We start from the raw sequence: 14269 nt of genomic DNA, 5'->3' as shown, positions 1-14269 counted from the left end.
CCGGACTGCCGATGACCGTCCCCGGCACCGGGCTCCCCGCCCGGGTCCGGATCCACGAGGTGGGGGCCCGGGACGGCCTCCAGAACGAGAAGACGGCCGTCCCGACGGAGGTGAAGGCGGAGTTCGTCCGCCGCCTCGCCGCCGCCGGGCTCGGCACCGTCGAGGCGACCAGCTTCGTGCACCCCGAGTGGGTGCCCCAACTGGCCGACGCCGAGGACCTGTTCCCGCTGGTCCGCGACCTTCCGGTGCGTCTGCCGGTCCTCGTCCCGAACGAGCGCGGGCTCGACCGGGCCCTCGCGCTCGGCGCCCGCGAGATCGCCGTCTTCGCCTCGGCCACCGAGTCCTTCGCCAAGGCCAACCTCAACCGGACCGTGGACGAGGCCCTCGCCCTCTTCGCGCCGACCGTCGTCCGGGCCATAGAGGCCGGTCTGAAGGTCCGCGGCTACCTGTCGATGTGCTTCGGGGACCCCTGGGAGGGCCCGGTCCCGGTCGAGCAGGTCGTCCGGGTCACCAAGGCCCTCGCCGACATGGGCTGCGACGAGCTGAGCCTCGGCGACACCATCGGCGTGGCGACCCCGGGGCACGTGGAGGCCCTGCTCACCGGCCTGAACGAGGCCGGGATCCCCACCTCCCGCCTCGCCGTGCACTTCCACGACACCTACGGACAGGCCCTGTCCAACACCCTGGCCGCGCTGCGGCACGGGGTGACCACGGTCGACGCCTCCGCGGGCGGCCTCGGCGGCTGCCCGTACGCGAAGAGCGCGACCGGCAACCTCGCCACCGAGGACCTCGTGTGGATGCTCGACGGCCTCGGCATCGAGACCGGGGTCGATCTGGCCGCCCTCACCGCCACGAGCGTGTGGATGGCCGAACAACTGGGCCGGCCCAGCCCGTCCCGTACCGTCCGCGCCCTCTCCCACAAGGAGTGAAGGAACCCATGTCCCTCGACCACCGGCTCTCCGCCGAGCACCAGGAACTCCGCCGCACGGTGGAGGAGTTCGCGCACGACGTGGTGGCCCCCAAGATCGGGGACTACTACGAGCGGCACGAGTTCCCGTACGAGATCGTCCGCGAGATGGGCCGCATGGGCCTGTTCGGGCTGCCGTTCCCCGAGGAGTACGGCGGCATGGGCGGCGACTACCTGGCCCTCGGGATCGCCCTGGAGGAGCTGGCCCGGGTCGACTCCTCGGTGGCCATCACCCTGGAGGCCGGCGTCTCGCTCGGCGCCATGCCCCTCCACCTCTTCGGCACCGAGGAGCAGAAGCGCGAGTGGCTGCCGCGGCTGTGCGCGGGCGAGATCCTGGGCGCGTTCGGCCTGACCGAGCCCGGCGCGGGCAGTGACGCCGGCGGCACGCGCACCACCGCCGTCCGGGACGGCGACGAGTGGGTGATCAACGGCTCGAAGTGCTTCATCACCAACTCCGGTACGGACATCACGGGCCTGGTGACGGTCACGGCGGTCACCGGCCGCAAGCCGGACGGCCGCCCGCTGATCTCCTCGATCATCGTCCCCTCCGGCACCCCGGGCTTCACGGTCGCGGCCCCGTACTCGAAGGTCGGCTGGAACGCCTCGGACACCCGCGAACTCTCCTTCACCGACGTGCGGGTGCCGGTGGAGAACCTCCTCGGCGAGGAGGGCCGCGGCTACGCCCAGTTCCTCCGCATCCTGGACGAGGGCCGCGTCGCCATCGCGGCCCTCGCGACCGGCCTGGCCCAGGGCTGTGTGGACGAGTCCGTGAAGTACGCGAAGGAACGTCACGCCTTCGGCCGCCCCATCGGCGACAACCAGGCCATCCAGTTCAAGATCGCCGACATGGAGACCCGCGCCCACATGGCCCGCATCGGCTGGCGCGACGCCGCCTCCCGCCTGGTCCTGGGCGAGCCCTTCAAGAAGGAGGCGGCCATCGCCAAGCTGTACTCCTCCACGGTGGCCGTGGACAACGCCCGCGAGGCCACCCAGATCCACGGCGGCTACGGCTTCATGAACGAGTACCCGGTGGCCCGCATGTGGCGCGACTCCAAGATCCTGGAGATCGGCGAGGGCACGAGCGAGGTCCAGCGGATGCTGATCGCGCGGGAGCTGGGCCTGACGGGCTGACCGCCCGCACCCGTACGGCCCGGGGGTCCGGAGGACGCTCGTCCTCCGGACCCCCGGGCCTTTCTCCCTTGCACGTCTCAGGCGATCCCGTAGGGGCAGGAGTCGCCCTCCGCGCGCGGGCAGGCGATGAGCGCGCGCGACACGTACTGCTGCGCCTTCGAGTAGTAGCCGAGCACCACGTCGTTCCCGGCCGTCAGCCTCAGCGTCTCCCGGACGCGCTGGAGCCGGTCCCAGACCGGGAAGTGCTCCTGGTCCACGGGAGGGTTCTGGGTCAGTTCCCCCTCGATCCAGGAGACGGCCTCCTCCACGTCGGCGTACGTGGCCACCACCTGGGCGGCGGACCGCCGCAGCCAGTCCTTGATCTCGATCGGCGGGTGGTCGGACGGTACTTCGCCGCGCCTGATCGCCGAGTCCGGGTAGGACCGGCCGGTGTACGCGTACGCGTGCCAGTGCCGCGATACGGGCCCCCCGTCATCCCGCGACACGGGCGGCGGCCTTCCGCGCGACCTCGGCCACGCGCCCGGACTCCAGGAGCAGGAGCGCCCCGATCAGGTACTCGCGGGTCCACCGGATGGCCGCGTCCGGTGCGGCCAGCAGGGAGACCGGTGGAATCTCCGCCCGCAGCGCGGGGTCCACCAGGGCCTGGGACAGGACCTCGCGCGTCATCTCGGACGCCAGCCAGTGGAACGTGCGCTCCTTGAGCGCGAACGTCAGGTGCAGCGAGGGCTCCCCGCCCACGGTGTACGGGGAGTGGACGTAGCCGCGCGGCAGCCAGAAGACGTCACCGGGCTCCAGGGCGAACGACTGGACGGGAGCCGTACGGGCGAGATGGAGCCGCTCCTCAGGAGTGAAGCCCCGTTCCAGGAAGTTCCCGTGCTCCGTGGTCGGGTTCTCCACGAACGGCGGGTGCAGCGGCCACGCCTTCCGCCCGGAGAGCTGGACGATCAGCGTGACGTACGGGTCGTAGTGGTACTTGAGTCCCTGCGCGCCCGGCGGGGTGAGGTACGCGTTCACGTGCACCAGGCAGCCGGTCTCGTCCTGGATCTCGCGGCGCAGGACGCTCAGGGACGGTTTGACGGTATGGAGTTGCCGGACGGAGACCGTGCCCCCGCCGTCCAGGTGCGCGCGGACGGCACCGGGCCGGGGCATGTCGCCGTCGATGTAGGCGTGCCGCTCCAGGACCTTCCCGTCCTTGAGGAGGACGACGTTGCGGGCGGGGAGGCACTCGGCGTCCACCAGGGCGTCGCATTCGGCGAGGGACCACAGACGGGCCAGATCGGCGGGGTCGCGGTGGAAGAGCGTCGGCCCGGTGGGCCACTTCGTCAGGATTCCCGGGACGTCGTCCACGAGATCGGCCAGCGGCATGGCTGACTCCTTACGGATGTGCGGAAGGGGGAGAGGACGAGCGGGGCCCCCGCAAGCGGCACGGGCCCCGCTCCGGGTCAGGCGTTCGCGTCGGCCCTGGCGATCCAGCCACGGGCGAACGCGGTGATCTCCTCCGCGCTCATCCGCAGCTCCCGGCCGGCTCCCTCGGGCTTGCTGTCACCGAGCGCGTATCCGCCGCCGTGCAGTTCGGCGAGCGTGATGCAGCTCTCCATGTTCCCGTCGTTGTCCGTTCCGCCGCCGCAGAGCGCGGCGAAGTCGCCGGACACCTCCCGCTCGTACAGATCACTCATTACCGTGGGTCTCCTGTCTCTGTCTTCGATGTCTTCGATGGGGACTGGGTCCCGCCCCCGGACGGTCTTGCCGGACATCACCGGGGGCGGGACGCGACCGCCGCCTCTGGAACGAGGGAGCGGAGTCGTGGGGGTTCACCCGGGAGGGCGGAGAACCTCAACCGGGCCCGTTTACGCAGGTCAGCGCCGCTCTTCCGGCGGGGCGTCCCTCTTCAGGGTCATCTTCGGCGGGTCGTGCGGGTGGTTGCGGATCTCCACCACGCAGTCCACGGCGGCCGATTCGTCGTGCTGCGGGCCCCTGCTCATGTACCGGTCGAACCACCGGGCCAGGTGCGCGCACGGCGTGCAGTCGGCGACCGGTTCGGGACGGGGCCGGAGCCCGTGGTCGGCGGAGAGGACGAGCACGGGGGTGGTGAGGACGCGGATGCGCGTCCACTCCTCCTCGGTCGGCGCCCGCAGATCCCCGGGCGAGGCGGCCCACTCGGCCCCGCCGCCCGGAGGCCGCACGTACACGCTCCCGCTCTGCGTACGGGAGACCTGACCGAGCCGGACCGTCTTCCCGCCGGTGTCGGCGACGAAGACGCCGGCGGCGGGGAGGGACGAGGGGTTGTCGCACACGGGCACAGCCGCTCCTCTCTGTAGCGAATCCACTACCAGGGGTGCCCAGCGTGAACTACAGTCGGCTTCCCTTCAACTAATCCGGCGCGAAGGACAAGTCATGGTCAACCGCAAAGAGTTACGTCCGGAAGCCAGCCCTCAGGCGGCTTACGGGGCGCATCTACGCAGGATGCGAGAGGAACGAAGCTGGACCCAGGAGGACTTGGCCGAACCGATGGGCTGTTCCAGTCAGCACATCTCCGCGCTCGAAACTGGTCGCAAATCGCCAACCCTGCCGTTCTCGCGGAGAGCCGATCAGGTCTTCGGCCTCACCGGAAGCAAAGAGTCGTTCGAGCGCGAGTGGCGGGACATGCGGCACGGTGTCCTGTTGGAAGGCTTCCCGGAGTACGTGGGGTACGAGAGCCGGGCCGTGGAGATCCGGCTCTTCGAGATCGGGATCGTCCCGGGCCTGCTGCAGACCCCGGAGTACGCGCGTGTGCTGGCGAACAGCGCCGTGAAGCGCGGAGCCATTACCCCGGAGCAGGCCGACGAGCGGGTCGCGTTCCTGGAGGCACGCCAGGCGACACTGGAACGGGAGCAGCCGCCCATGGTCTTCGTGGTGATGGACGAGAGCTGCATCCACCGTCCCATCGGCGGTGCCGAGGTGATGGCCGCCCAACTGGAGCGGCTCGTCGAGTTCACGGACCGCCCTAACGTCCTGCTTCAAATCGCCCCGTACGCCATAGGAGAGCGCCGCACGTTCGACCTGCCGGTCTACCTCCTCACCCTCGCCGACCGGGCTGTGGCGGGTTACACCGAGTCGCAGGCACAGGGGCACTTCGACCGGCAGACGACCTCCGTGGTGCCTCTGTTGACGGCCTACCATCAACTTCAGGCTGCATCGCTCTCACCGGCAGATTCGGTGGCCTTGATTCAAGAAGTACGAAAGGGCACCTCGTGACGACCAAAACCCCTCGCTGGTTCACGTCCTCGTATAGCAACAACGGCGGCGCGTGCATCGAGGTCGCCACCAACCTCGCCCCCTCCCACGGCACCGTCCCCGTCCGGGACTCCAAGCAGCCCGCCGGTCCCGTCCTCGACCTCCCCGCCCCCGCCTTCGCCGCCTTCGTGGCCTGCGTCCGGGACGGCGGGTTCGGCGCCCGCTGAGGGACCGTCCGTGCGGCGGCGAAGCCGAAGAGGAGGGCCCTCACCCCAGGAGGACCTCGACGGAGATCGTCGCCGCCAGCACCACGTACACCGCGCACGCCCCGTAGTTCAGTACGGCCGTCGCCTTCGACGAGCCGGTGAGCCGGGTGCGGAAGGAGCCCGCCAGCATTCCGATGCCGCCGTAGAGGACCACCTCCATCAGGACGTTGATCGCGCCGAGGAGGGCCATCTGCACCCCGGGGTCCTCCGCGTCCCCCAGGAACTGCGGGAGGACCGCGAGGTAGAAGAGGATGATCTTCGGGTTCGTCAGGCTGATCAGCAGCCCGCGCAGGTACCACCGGCCCGTCCCGACGTCACCGTGCCCGCCGATCGCGCGGCGGGCGCTGCGCAGGGTCGTGTACGCGAGCCACAGCAGGTACGCCGCGCCCAGGATCCTCACCGCGTCGAGCAGCGACGGGTGGGAGCGGGCGATCTCCCCCAGTCCGGCGACGACGGCGGCGGCGTAGACGCACATGCCCGTCCCGATGCCCAGGATCGCCTTCAGGGCGGACCGGCGGCCGCCCTCCAGGCCCACCGCGAGCATGTAGGCCATGTCGGGCCCGGGTGGGCCGAGGAAGAGCAGGATCACCGCGATGTAGCCCGGCAGTACCGATAAATCCACCATCGTCCAGCGCCTCCGGCCTCGTCGTGGTCGCCGTCCGTCTCCCCGTTTCCGTCCGGGCGATTCGGGTTCCGCGCACACGAAGAACGCCCGGCCGGAATCCTGTCCGGCCGGGCGTTCCCCTTCGGCGGGCTGCTACGGCGCCGACCAGGGCACCTCCGGCGAGCGGTACCAGTCGATGCCGAGGGCCTCGAAGCGCGGGGCCTGTTCGGCGAGGCGGATCTTGTACGCGTCCCAGTCGTGGGTGGCGGCCGGGGACCAGCCCAGTTCGGCCACGCCCGGCAGGCGGGGGAAGGCCATGACGTCGAGGTCGCCGGTGGTGGCGAGGGTCTCGGTCCACAGGGGGGCCTCGACGCCCTTGACGGCGCTCGCGGGCGCGCCGGGGAGGTAGGCCGCCGGGTCCCAGTCGTACGACCTGCGGACCTCGACGTATCCGGCCCAGGAGAGGCCGAGCCTGGTCTCCTTCGTGTACTTCATGTCGAGGTAGGTGCGGTCGGCGGGCGAGAGGATCAGGCCGGTGCCGTTCCGCGCGGCCTCGGCGACCCGCTCCTTCTCCTCGGCGGGGGTGCGGTCGAGGCCCCAGTACTGGACGAGGGCGCCGGGCGCGGGGGTGGTGCCGGTGAGCTGGTGCCAGCCGATGACCTTCTTGCCGTACTTCGCGACGACCGGCTGGACCTTGTCCATGAAGGCCACGTAGTCGGCGTGGCTGGTGGAGTGGGCCTCGTCGCCGCCGATGTGGAGGTAGCGGCCGGGGGTGAGGGCGGCGATCTCGCGGATCACGTCGTCGACGAAGTCGTACGTGACCTGCTTGGGCACGCACAGGGAGCTGAAGCCGACCTTGGTGCCGGTGTAGAGGGGCGGGGCGACGCCGTCGCAGTTGAGTTCGGGGTAGGAGGCGAGGGCCGCGTTGGTGTGGCCCGGCACGTCGATCTCCGGGATCACCTCCTGGTAGCGGGAGGCGGCGTACCGGACGATCTCCTGGTACTCCTCCTTGGTGTAGAAGCCGCCGGGGCCGCCGCCGACCTCGGTGGAGCCGCCGTACGTGGCGAGGCGGGGCCAGGAGTCGACGGCGATGCGCCAGCCCTGGTCGTCGGAGAGGTGCAGGTGGAGGACGTTCACCTTGTAGAGGGCGAGCTGGTCGATGTACCGCTTCACCTCGTCGACGGTGAAGAAGTGGCGGGCGACGTCGAGCATGGCGCCCCGGTGGGCGTAGCGCGGGGTGTCGGTGATCGTGCCGCCCGCGACCTTCCAGGGGCCCTGCTGGACGCTTCTGCGCTCGACGGCGGAGGGCAGCTGCTGGCGCAGGGTCTGGACGCCGCGGAAGAGGCCGGCGGGCCGGTGGGCCGTCAGGGTGATGCCGTCCGGTCCGGAGCGGAGCCGGTATCCCTCGTCGCCGAGGGCGGTGTCGCCGGCGCCGAGGCGGAGCCGGATGCCGCCGAGGGCCGCCTGCTCGTCGACGACGGGCAGCGGGAAGCCGGTGGCGGGCCGGAGCAGCTCGGCGAGGTAGGCGCCGAGCTCCTTGGTCGCGCGGGAGCGGGTGTCCACCCCGATGCGGGTGGTGGCGGTGAGGGCGTAGGGCTCGCCCCCGGGGGTGACGGAGGCGGGCACGGGGACGATGCGGCCGAGCGGGCGGACCTCCGGCTCGGCGGCGGCCCGGTGGCCCGCCGCCCTGCCGCCGGTGTCGGCGGCGGCCTCGCCGCATCCGACACCGGCGGCCGTGACCAGGAGCAGGGATCCGATCAGGCGCGGAATCCTTAGGCGCTGTCTCACAGGCGGGCTCCCCTTCGGGTGATCGACGCGTCTGATCTGTCTATATCCGCACCGGCTCCTCCCGTACCGTCGGGTTCCGGACGGTCAAGGTCTAGGCCAATCGTCCGAGTCGACGGGGAAAGCAGTGATCCCTGCCCGATTTCGGGCAGGATTCTTGCACGAGGACGGAATCACCCCGCAGTATGCACGGGTGCTCGAACGCCGTCCGTCGCACGACGACCTCATCGACCATCTGGTCCGCAGCACCGCGCTCCAGCGCGGTGAGGCCGCCCGGGTGGTGCTCGACGTGCTGGCGTACTTCGACGAGCCGACCGAGGACTTCGTCCGCCGCCGCCACCGCGAACTGCAGTCCGGCGGGGCCGTGAACGCCGAGATCTTCGAACGGATCGCGGCGGAGCTGCCGCACCGGGCCGTGGCCCCGCCGGAGCTCTCGCTCCGGCAGCTGCGCCGGATCGTGTACGGCTGAGCCTCCCCGGCTCGCGAAGGACGGCCCGAACGGCCGAGTACATCCACTGACCTGGAGGGGTTTCACCTTTATGTGCGGAATTGTCGGTTACATCGGTAAGCGCGACGTGGCACCGCTGCTGCTCGAAGGCCTGCAGCGCCTGGAGTACCGCGGATACGACTCCGCCGGCATGGTCGTCACCAGCCCGAAGGCCTCCGGCCTGAAGATGGTGAAGGCCAAGGGCCGGGTCCGCGACCTGGAGGCCCGCGTCCCCAAGCGCTTCACCGGCACCACCGGCATCGCCCACACCCGCTGGGCCACCCACGGCGCGCCGAGCGACGTCAACTCGCACCCGCACCTGGACCCCGAGAACAAGGTCGCCGTCGTCCACAACGGCATCGTGGACAACGCCGCCGAGCTGCGCGCCAAGCTGGAGGCCGACGGCGTCGTCTTCGCCTCCGAGACGGACACCGAGGTCATCACCCACCTCATCGCGCGCTCCGAGGCCGAGACGCTGGAGGAGAAGGTCCGCGAGGCGCTCAAGGTCATCGAGGGCACCTACGGCATCGCCGTGATGCACGCCGACTTCAACGACCGCATCGTGGTGGCCCGCAACGGCTCCCCGGTCATCCTCGGCATCGGCGAGAAGGAGATGCTCGTCGCCTCCGACGTCGCCGCCCTGATCGCCCACACCCGCCAGGTCGTCACCCTCGACGACGGCGAGATGGCCACCCTCAAGGCCGACGACTTCCGCACCTACACGACCTCCGGCGCGACCACCACCGCCACCCCGGAGACCGTCGAGTGGGAGGCCGCCTCCTACGACATGGGCGGCCACGACACCTTCATGCACAAGGAGATCTCCGAGCAGCCCGACGCGGTCGACCGCGTCCTGCGCGGCCGGATCGACGACCGCTTCTCCACCGTGCACCTGGGCGGCCTGAACCTGGACCCGCGCGAGGCCCGCACCATCCGCCGCATCAAGATCCTCGGCTGCGGCACCTCGTACCACGCCGGGCTCATCGGCGCCGGGCTCATCGAGTCCATGGCCCGCATCCCCGCCGACGCCGAGCCGGCCTCGGAGTTCCGCTACCGCAACCCGGTCGTGGACCCCGACACCCTCTACATCGCCGTCTCCCAGTCCGGCGAGACCTACGACGTGCTCGCCGCCGTCCAGGAGCTCAAGCGGAAGGGCGCCCGCGTCCTCGGCGTCGTCAACGTGGTCGGCTCCGCCATCGCCCGCGAGGCCGACGGCGGCGTGTACGTCCACGCGGGCCCCGAGGTCTGCGTCGTCTCCACCAAGTGCTTCACCAACACGGTGACCGCCTTCGCGCTGCTCGCCCTGCACCTCGGCCGCATCCGCGACCTGTCCGTCACCGACGGCAAGCGGATCATCGAGGGCCTGCGCCGCCTCCCCGCCCAGATCGAGGAGATCCTCAAGGGCGAGGACGAGATCAAGCGCCTCGCCGAGGAGTACGCGGGCGCCCAGTCGATGATGTTCATCGGGCGCGTGCGCGGCTACCCGGTCGCCCTGGAGGCCTCCCTCAAGCTCAAGGAGATCTCCTACATCCACGCCGAGGCCTACCCGGCCTCCGAGCTGAAGCACGGCCCGCTGGCCCTCATCGAGCCGGCCCTGCCGACGGTCGCGATCGTCCCCGACGACGACCTGCTGGAGAAGAACCGCGCCGCCCTGGAGGAGATCAAGGCCCGCAGCGGCCGCATCCTCGCGGTCGCGCACCAGCCGCAGGAGAAGGCCGACCACACGATCGTGGTCCCGAAGAACGAGGACGAGCTGGACCCGATCCTCATGGGCATCCCGCTCCAGCTCTTCGCGTACCACACCGCCCTCGCCATGGGCCGCGACATCGACAAGCCGCGCAACCTGGCCAAGTCCGTCACGGTCGAGTAGCAGCGGATTCCGGGCCTGTCCCCCGGACCCGCCGCCGGGCCTGTCCCCCGGCGCCGCCCGACCTGACACGCGACGGTCCCCGTGCACACACCTCCCGTGCACGGGGACCGTCGCACTTTCCGTCGCGCGGTCGTGCCGCGCGAGCCGCTGTGTTCCGCGGCCCTCATCCCGCCTTCACCAGCACACGGTTCACCCGAGGAAGGCCGAAATCATGGCCGGATGACGGCAGTCGAGGGAGCGCCCGGGGAAGCGGGAGCCCGGAGGGGCAGCCGGGCGAGGGCTACGGGATGACGACGACGGGCCGCTGGGCGCGGCGCGCGAGGCGGCCGGCCACCGAGCCGAAGATCCGCCCGACGATCCCGTGCGTGGAACCGACCACGATCGCGTCGGCCGAGTACTCCCGGCCGACCTCCTCCAGCTCGTGACAGATGTCGCCGCCGCGCTCGACCAGGATCCAGGGCACCTCGGCGAGGTGCTCGGCGCAGGCCAGCTCCAGGCCGAGGACCTCGGTGCGGTGGTCCGGCACGTCGACGAAGACGGGGGGCTCGCAGCCGGCCCACACCGTGGTGGGCAGCCGGTTGGCCACGTGCACGATGATCAGGCCCGAGCCGGAGCGGCGGGCCATGCCGATGGCGTACGCGAGGGCGCGCTCACTGGACGTGGAGCCGTCGAAGCCGACGACGACCCCGTGCCGGAAGGCCGGGTCGCAGGCGTGACGTGGCTGTTCGACCGCGAGGGGGTCGACCGTGGAGTCGGCGACGCGCTTGCGGTCCGCGGGTTCGGGGAATTCGTGACCGGCCATCGGTGTCTCGGCGAAGAGGGTCCTCGTGGGAAGGGACGGGAGAAGGGGGAGAGGAACGACGGGTGGCGGCGGAGCTGTGTCCGGGAATCATCTTCCCAAGCCCATACCCCCAAGGGTACGGCGGCACTCCTCTCCTGCCCAGGGCCCACGGCCGCGGACCCGGCGGGCACACCGCTCGCGCGCGGCGTTCCAGGGAGCATGCACGAGCGGTTCGGGATCTGGCAATGCCGGTTGTGTCCTACAGGTGTCCGTCCGGGGGCCGGGCGGTGCGGGCCCAGGAGGTCGGACCGGGCGGGCCCACGGGGCCGAACGGGCGCCACCCGGAGTGACCGGAACGTTCCGTTCCTCGTTGCCACAGGTCCGCCCCCCACCGTCCCGCCGTCGCAGGGAGAGCACCCGTGCCCGTACCGCCGACCGCCGACCGCCGGTCCCCCGTCACCCCCACCCCGACGCTCGCAGCGCCCCGCGCCCACCGCCGTACGGACGTCCCTCCCGCGGCCGCCGGGGCGGGAAAGGGGGAGCGGGCCGTCCCGGACACGGGGGCGGGAGAGAGGGAGCAGGCCGCCGGCGACGTCGTCCGGTGGGCGGCCTTCTGCTGCGTCCTGGTCCCGGTGGTGCTCGTCGTCTACGGCACCTCGCTCGCCGGCGCGGCGGGCGCCGCCCTGGGCCTCGTCTCGGTGACGGCGGCCTGCCGGCTGCTGCTGCGGCGCTCGGAGCGGGGTCTGCGCGCGGAGACCGCCCGGGGCGGGCGCCGGAGCTGACTCCGGAAGGGGGTCCGGGGCCGGTCCGGACCCCCTTCGAGTTGACAGGCTCGCACACCCGAGCCCATACGTTTTCAGCCAACTTCCGGTGCCCGGCGAGTCCTTGGCGTAACGATTGGCCAACCGCGGCCCCGGCACCCCCGGAAGCCTTGCCGCAGGGGGCCACACCCCCCGCGTACCGGGGCGTTCGTCACCCCGGCCGACCCCTCCCGGGACCCCGGAGGCACCTGCCCGCCATCGATCGCTTCACGCCAAGTTGCCTTGTCGACAATCCACCGGATGGAGAACTTGTCTCCCCGTCGCCACGGGACGCAGTAGATTCGATCATGGGTACCGAAGACTGGGGTCTCGTGCAAAACCGAGGGGAAACGTGCAGGTGCGACACGACCAGGGAGACGCGAACACCGAGGGGGGCTTAGCGTCATGAGCCAGGACTCCACCGCAGCGGAGGCCGGACGGAAACTGTCCGGGCGCCGCCGTCGCGAAGTCGTCGCGGTGCTGCTGTTCAGCGGCGGCCCCATCTTCGAGAGCTCCATCCCGCTCTCCGTGTTCGGCATCGACCGGCAGGACGCCGGAGTGCCACGTTACCGGCTGCTCGTCTGCGCCGGCGAGGAAGGACCGCTGCGGACCACCGGCGGGCTCGAACTCACCGCGCCGTACGGCCTGGAGGCCATCGGCCGGGCGGGCACCGTCGTCGTCCCGGCCTGGCGGTCGATCACCTCGCCGCCGCCGCCGGAGGCGCTCGACGCGCTGCGCCGCGCACACGAGGAGGGGGCCAGGATCGTCGGGCTGTGCACCGGGGCGTTCGTCCTGGCCGCCGCCGGACTGCTCGACGGCCGCCCGGCGACCACGCACTGGATGTACGCGCCGACGCTCGCCAAGCGCTACCCGTCGGTCCACGTGGACCCGCGGGAGCTCTTCGTCGACGACGGGGACGTGCTGACCTCCGCCGGCACCGCGGCCGGAATCGATCTGTGTCTGCACATCGTGCGGACCGACCACGGCACGGAGGCCGCGGGCGCCCTGGCGCGCCGGCTCGTCGTCCCGCCGCGGCGCAGCGGCGGTCAGGAGCGCTACCTCGACAGGTCTTTACCCGAGGAGATCGGCGCCGACCCGCTGGCCGAGGTCGTCGCCTGGGCGCTCGAACACCTCCACGAGCAGTTCGACGTGGAGACCCTCGCGGCGCGCGCGTACATGTCACGGCGGACCTTCGACCGCCGGTTCCGCTCCCTCACGGGCTCGGCCCCGCTCCAGTGGCTGATCACCCAGCGGGTGCTCCAGGCGCAGCGGCTGCTCGAGACCTCCGACTACTCGGTCGACGAGGTGGCGGGCAGGTGCGGCTTCCGCTCCCCGGTGGCGCTGCGCGGCCACTTCCGGCGCCAGCTCGGCTCCTCGCCGGCGGCCTACCGGGCGGCGTACCGCGCCCGGCGTCCGCAGGGCGAGGCCGGTACGGCGGTGCTCGACCCGGTCGTGCCCGCCCAGGTCTCGGCCGGCGTCCGGCGGCCGGTCACGCCGGAGCCGGGCAAGCCGCAGTCCGACGCCTACGCTCCCGGGCGCCCCTCCCTTCCGGGCCAGCGCAGCGCGCCGTAACCGAAGACCCGCGGCCACAAGCCGCGCACGCAGGAACGACGGGCGTCCGGGGACACCTCCCCCGGGCGCCCGTCGGGCTGCCGGGGCCGGATCCGATCCCCCGGGCAGGCCCTAAGGTGGACGCATGAACGATCGCTTGGTGTGGATCGACTGCGAGATGACCGGGCTCTCGCTGACGGACGACGCACTCATCGAGGTGGCCGCGCTGGTCACCGACTCGGAACTGAACGTGCTCGGCGACGGCGTGGACATCGTGATCCGCCCGCCGGACGCGGCCCTGGAGACCATGCCGGAGATCGTGCGCCAGATGCATACGGCCTCGGGGCTGCTCGACGAGCTGGCGGGCGGCACCACGCTCGCCGACGCCGAGGCCCAGGTCCTCGCCTACGTCCGCGAGCACGTCAAGGAGCCCGGCAAGGCGCCGCTGTGCGGGAACTCGGTCTCCACCGACCGCGGCTTCCTCGCCCGCGACATGCCCGCCCTGGAGGGCCACCTGCACTACCGGATCGTCGATGTCTCCTCGGTCAAGGAACTGGCCCGCCGCTGGTACCCGAGGGCGTACTTCAACAGTCCGGAGAAGAACGGCAACCACCGGGCGCTCGCCGACATCCGCGAGTCCATCGCCGAGCTGCGCTACTACCGCGAGGCGGTCTTCGTCCCGCAGCCCGGCCCCGACTCGGAGACCGCCAAGCGGATCGCGGCGCGCCACGTGCTCCCCGCGGAATAGCCACCCGCTCGCGCCCTCGAACGCCCCTCCGGGAAACGCGGGCGCGAGCACCCCCCAGGACCCTGT

16 protein-coding genes are annotated in these 14269 nt (G+C 71.6%); 9 read left to right on the top strand and 7 right to left on the bottom strand.

The genetic code is table 11. The features are described from left to right. The first annotated feature begins 11 nt into the window (after positions 1 to 11). Both ACIP5O_RS04615 and ACIP5O_RS04610 read left to right on the top strand, forming a co-directional pair. Entirely contained in the window at positions 12 to 929 is a 918-nt protein-coding gene (locus ACIP5O_RS04615; RefSeq protein ID WP_401289327.1) for a hydroxymethylglutaryl-CoA lyase, read from the top strand. Positions 930 to 937: 8 nt separating this feature from the next. After that, a complete protein-coding gene (locus ACIP5O_RS04610) occupies positions 938 to 2098 on the top strand; it encodes an acyl-CoA dehydrogenase family protein (protein ID WP_401288545.1) in 1161 nt (386 codons plus the stop codon). A 77-nt stretch (positions 2099 to 2175) separates the two neighbouring features. Here ACIP5O_RS04610 and ACIP5O_RS04605 read toward each other — a convergent pair whose 3' ends face one another. From ACIP5O_RS04605 to ACIP5O_RS04590, 4 genes are all read right to left on the bottom strand, one after another. Beyond that, entirely contained in the window at positions 2176 to 2583 is a 408-nt protein-coding gene (locus ACIP5O_RS04605) for a hypothetical protein (RefSeq protein ID WP_401288542.1), read from the bottom strand. Beyond that, positions 2570 to 3463, bottom strand: coding sequence for a JmjC domain-containing protein (locus ACIP5O_RS04600; protein ID WP_401288540.1), 894 nt, complete (start codon positions 3461 to 3463; stop codon positions 2570 to 2572). The genes ACIP5O_RS04605 and ACIP5O_RS04600 overlap by 14 nt, the downstream gene beginning before the upstream one ends. Positions 3464 to 3540: 77 nt before the next feature. Then, a complete protein-coding gene (locus ACIP5O_RS04595) occupies positions 3541 to 3774 on the bottom strand; it encodes a DUF397 domain-containing protein (protein ID WP_381407264.1) in 234 nt (77 codons plus the stop codon). A gap of 180 nt (positions 3775 to 3954) precedes the next feature. Then, on the bottom strand, positions 3955 to 4392 hold the full coding sequence (locus tag ACIP5O_RS04590; RefSeq protein WP_401288537.1) for a hypothetical protein: 438 nt from the start codon (positions 4390 to 4392) through the stop codon (positions 3955 to 3957). A 100-nt stretch (positions 4393 to 4492) separates the two neighbouring features. Between ACIP5O_RS04590 and ACIP5O_RS04585 the strand changes: the two genes are divergently transcribed. Both ACIP5O_RS04585 and ACIP5O_RS04580 read left to right on the top strand, forming a co-directional pair. Then, positions 4493 to 5332 (top strand): Scr1 family TA system antitoxin-like transcriptional regulator, encoded by an 840-nt coding sequence (locus tag ACIP5O_RS04585; RefSeq protein ID WP_401288535.1) that lies wholly within the window; start codon positions 4493 to 4495, stop codon positions 5330 to 5332. Further along, positions 5329 to 5538 (top strand): DUF397 domain-containing protein, encoded by a 210-nt coding sequence (locus ACIP5O_RS04580; protein ID WP_401288532.1) that lies wholly within the window; start codon positions 5329 to 5331, stop codon positions 5536 to 5538. Before ACIP5O_RS04585 ends, ACIP5O_RS04580 begins: the two co-directional genes overlap by 4 nt. Before the next feature lie 40 nt (positions 5539 to 5578). On the opposite strand, the gene ACIP5O_RS04575 is transcribed toward ACIP5O_RS04580, so the two are convergent. Together ACIP5O_RS04575 and ACIP5O_RS04570 are read right to left on the bottom strand one after the other, a co-directional pair. Beyond that, positions 5579 to 6202, bottom strand: a complete 624-nt coding sequence (locus ACIP5O_RS04575; RefSeq protein ID WP_401288530.1) for a LysE family translocator — start codon at positions 6200 to 6202, stop codon at positions 5579 to 5581. Between the two features lie 132 nt (positions 6203 to 6334). After that, a complete protein-coding gene (locus ACIP5O_RS04570) occupies positions 6335 to 7969 on the bottom strand; it encodes a beta-N-acetylhexosaminidase (RefSeq protein WP_401288528.1) in 1635 nt (544 codons plus the stop codon). Between the two features lie 190 nt (positions 7970 to 8159). Here ACIP5O_RS04570 and ACIP5O_RS04565 point away from each other — a divergent pair, with 190 nt between their 5' ends. Both ACIP5O_RS04565 and glmS read left to right on the top strand, forming a co-directional pair. Next, the gene (locus ACIP5O_RS04565; RefSeq protein WP_356540894.1) at positions 8160 to 8435 is read left to right on the top strand and encodes a hypothetical protein; all 276 of its coding nucleotides are present in this window, start codon (positions 8160 to 8162) and stop codon (positions 8433 to 8435) included. A 70-nt stretch (positions 8436 to 8505) separates the two neighbouring features. After that, a complete protein-coding gene (gene glmS / locus ACIP5O_RS04560; RefSeq protein ID WP_125665301.1) occupies positions 8506 to 10323 on the top strand; it encodes a glutamine--fructose-6-phosphate transaminase (isomerizing) in 1818 nt (605 codons plus the stop codon). Positions 10324 to 10603: 280 nt separating this feature from the next. On the opposite strand, the gene ACIP5O_RS04555 is transcribed toward glmS, so the two are convergent. Continuing rightward, positions 10604 to 11125, bottom strand: a complete 522-nt coding sequence (locus ACIP5O_RS04555; RefSeq protein WP_030210300.1) for a universal stress protein — start codon at positions 11123 to 11125, stop codon at positions 10604 to 10606. A 398-nt stretch (positions 11126 to 11523) separates the two neighbouring features. Here ACIP5O_RS04555 and ACIP5O_RS04550 point away from each other — a divergent pair, with 398 nt between their 5' ends. The 3 genes from ACIP5O_RS04550 to orn all read left to right on the top strand — a co-directional run bounded on the left by ACIP5O_RS04550 (position 11524) and on the right by orn (position 14203). After that, positions 11524 to 11886: a hypothetical protein gene (locus ACIP5O_RS04550; RefSeq protein WP_401288525.1), complete on the top strand. Its 363-nt coding sequence runs from the start codon at positions 11524 to 11526 to the stop codon at positions 11884 to 11886. Between the two features lie 423 nt (positions 11887 to 12309). Then, the gene (locus tag ACIP5O_RS04545; protein ID WP_401288522.1) at positions 12310 to 13476 is read left to right on the top strand and encodes a helix-turn-helix domain-containing protein; all 1167 of its coding nucleotides are present in this window, start codon (positions 12310 to 12312) and stop codon (positions 13474 to 13476) included. A 124-nt stretch (positions 13477 to 13600) separates the two neighbouring features. Further along, positions 13601 to 14203, top strand: coding sequence for an oligoribonuclease (gene orn / locus ACIP5O_RS04540; RefSeq protein ID WP_125667717.1), 603 nt, complete (start codon positions 13601 to 13603; stop codon positions 14201 to 14203). Positions 14204 to 14269: the final 66 nt, after the last annotated feature.

Origin of the sequence: Streptomyces sp. NPDC088915 (assembly GCF_044749825.1) — a bacterium.
GTDB lineage: Bacteria > Actinomycetota > Actinomycetes > Streptomycetales > Streptomycetaceae > Streptomyces.
The sequence above is the reverse complement of the archived record's forward strand: the minus strand, read 5'-3'. Positions and strand labels throughout refer to the sequence as shown.

What these genes read in the sequence shown, in the direction of transcription:
- ACIP5O_RS04615 (WP_401289327.1), top strand. Translation starts at nt 12, where the DNA reads ATGACCGTCCCCGGCACCGGGCTCCCCGCCCGGGTCCGGATCCACGAG.
- ACIP5O_RS04610 (WP_401288545.1), top strand. Translation starts at nt 938, where the DNA reads ATGTCCCTCGACCACCGGCTCTCCGCCGAGCACCAGGAACTCCGCCGC.
- ACIP5O_RS04600 (WP_401288540.1), bottom strand. Translation starts at nt 3,463, where the DNA reads ATGCCGCTGGCCGATCTCGTGGACGACGTCCCGGGAATCCTGACGAAG.
- ACIP5O_RS04595 (WP_381407264.1), bottom strand. Translation starts at nt 3,774, where the DNA reads ATGAGTGATCTGTACGAGCGGGAGGTGTCCGGCGACTTCGCCGCGCTC.
- ACIP5O_RS04585 (WP_401288535.1), top strand. Translation starts at nt 4,493, where the DNA reads ATGGTCAACCGCAAAGAGTTACGTCCGGAAGCCAGCCCTCAGGCGGCT.
- ACIP5O_RS04575 (WP_401288530.1), bottom strand. Translation starts at nt 6,202, where the DNA reads ATGGTGGATTTATCGGTACTGCCGGGCTACATCGCGGTGATCCTGCTC.
- glmS (WP_125665301.1), top strand. Translation starts at nt 8,506, where the DNA reads ATGTGCGGAATTGTCGGTTACATCGGTAAGCGCGACGTGGCACCGCTG.
- ACIP5O_RS04555 (WP_030210300.1), bottom strand. Translation starts at nt 11,125, where the DNA reads ATGGCCGGTCACGAATTCCCCGAACCCGCGGACCGCAAGCGCGTCGCC.
- ACIP5O_RS04545 (WP_401288522.1), top strand. Translation starts at nt 12,310, where the DNA reads ATGAGCCAGGACTCCACCGCAGCGGAGGCCGGACGGAAACTGTCCGGG.
- orn (WP_125667717.1), top strand. Translation starts at nt 13,601, where the DNA reads ATGAACGATCGCTTGGTGTGGATCGACTGCGAGATGACCGGGCTCTCG.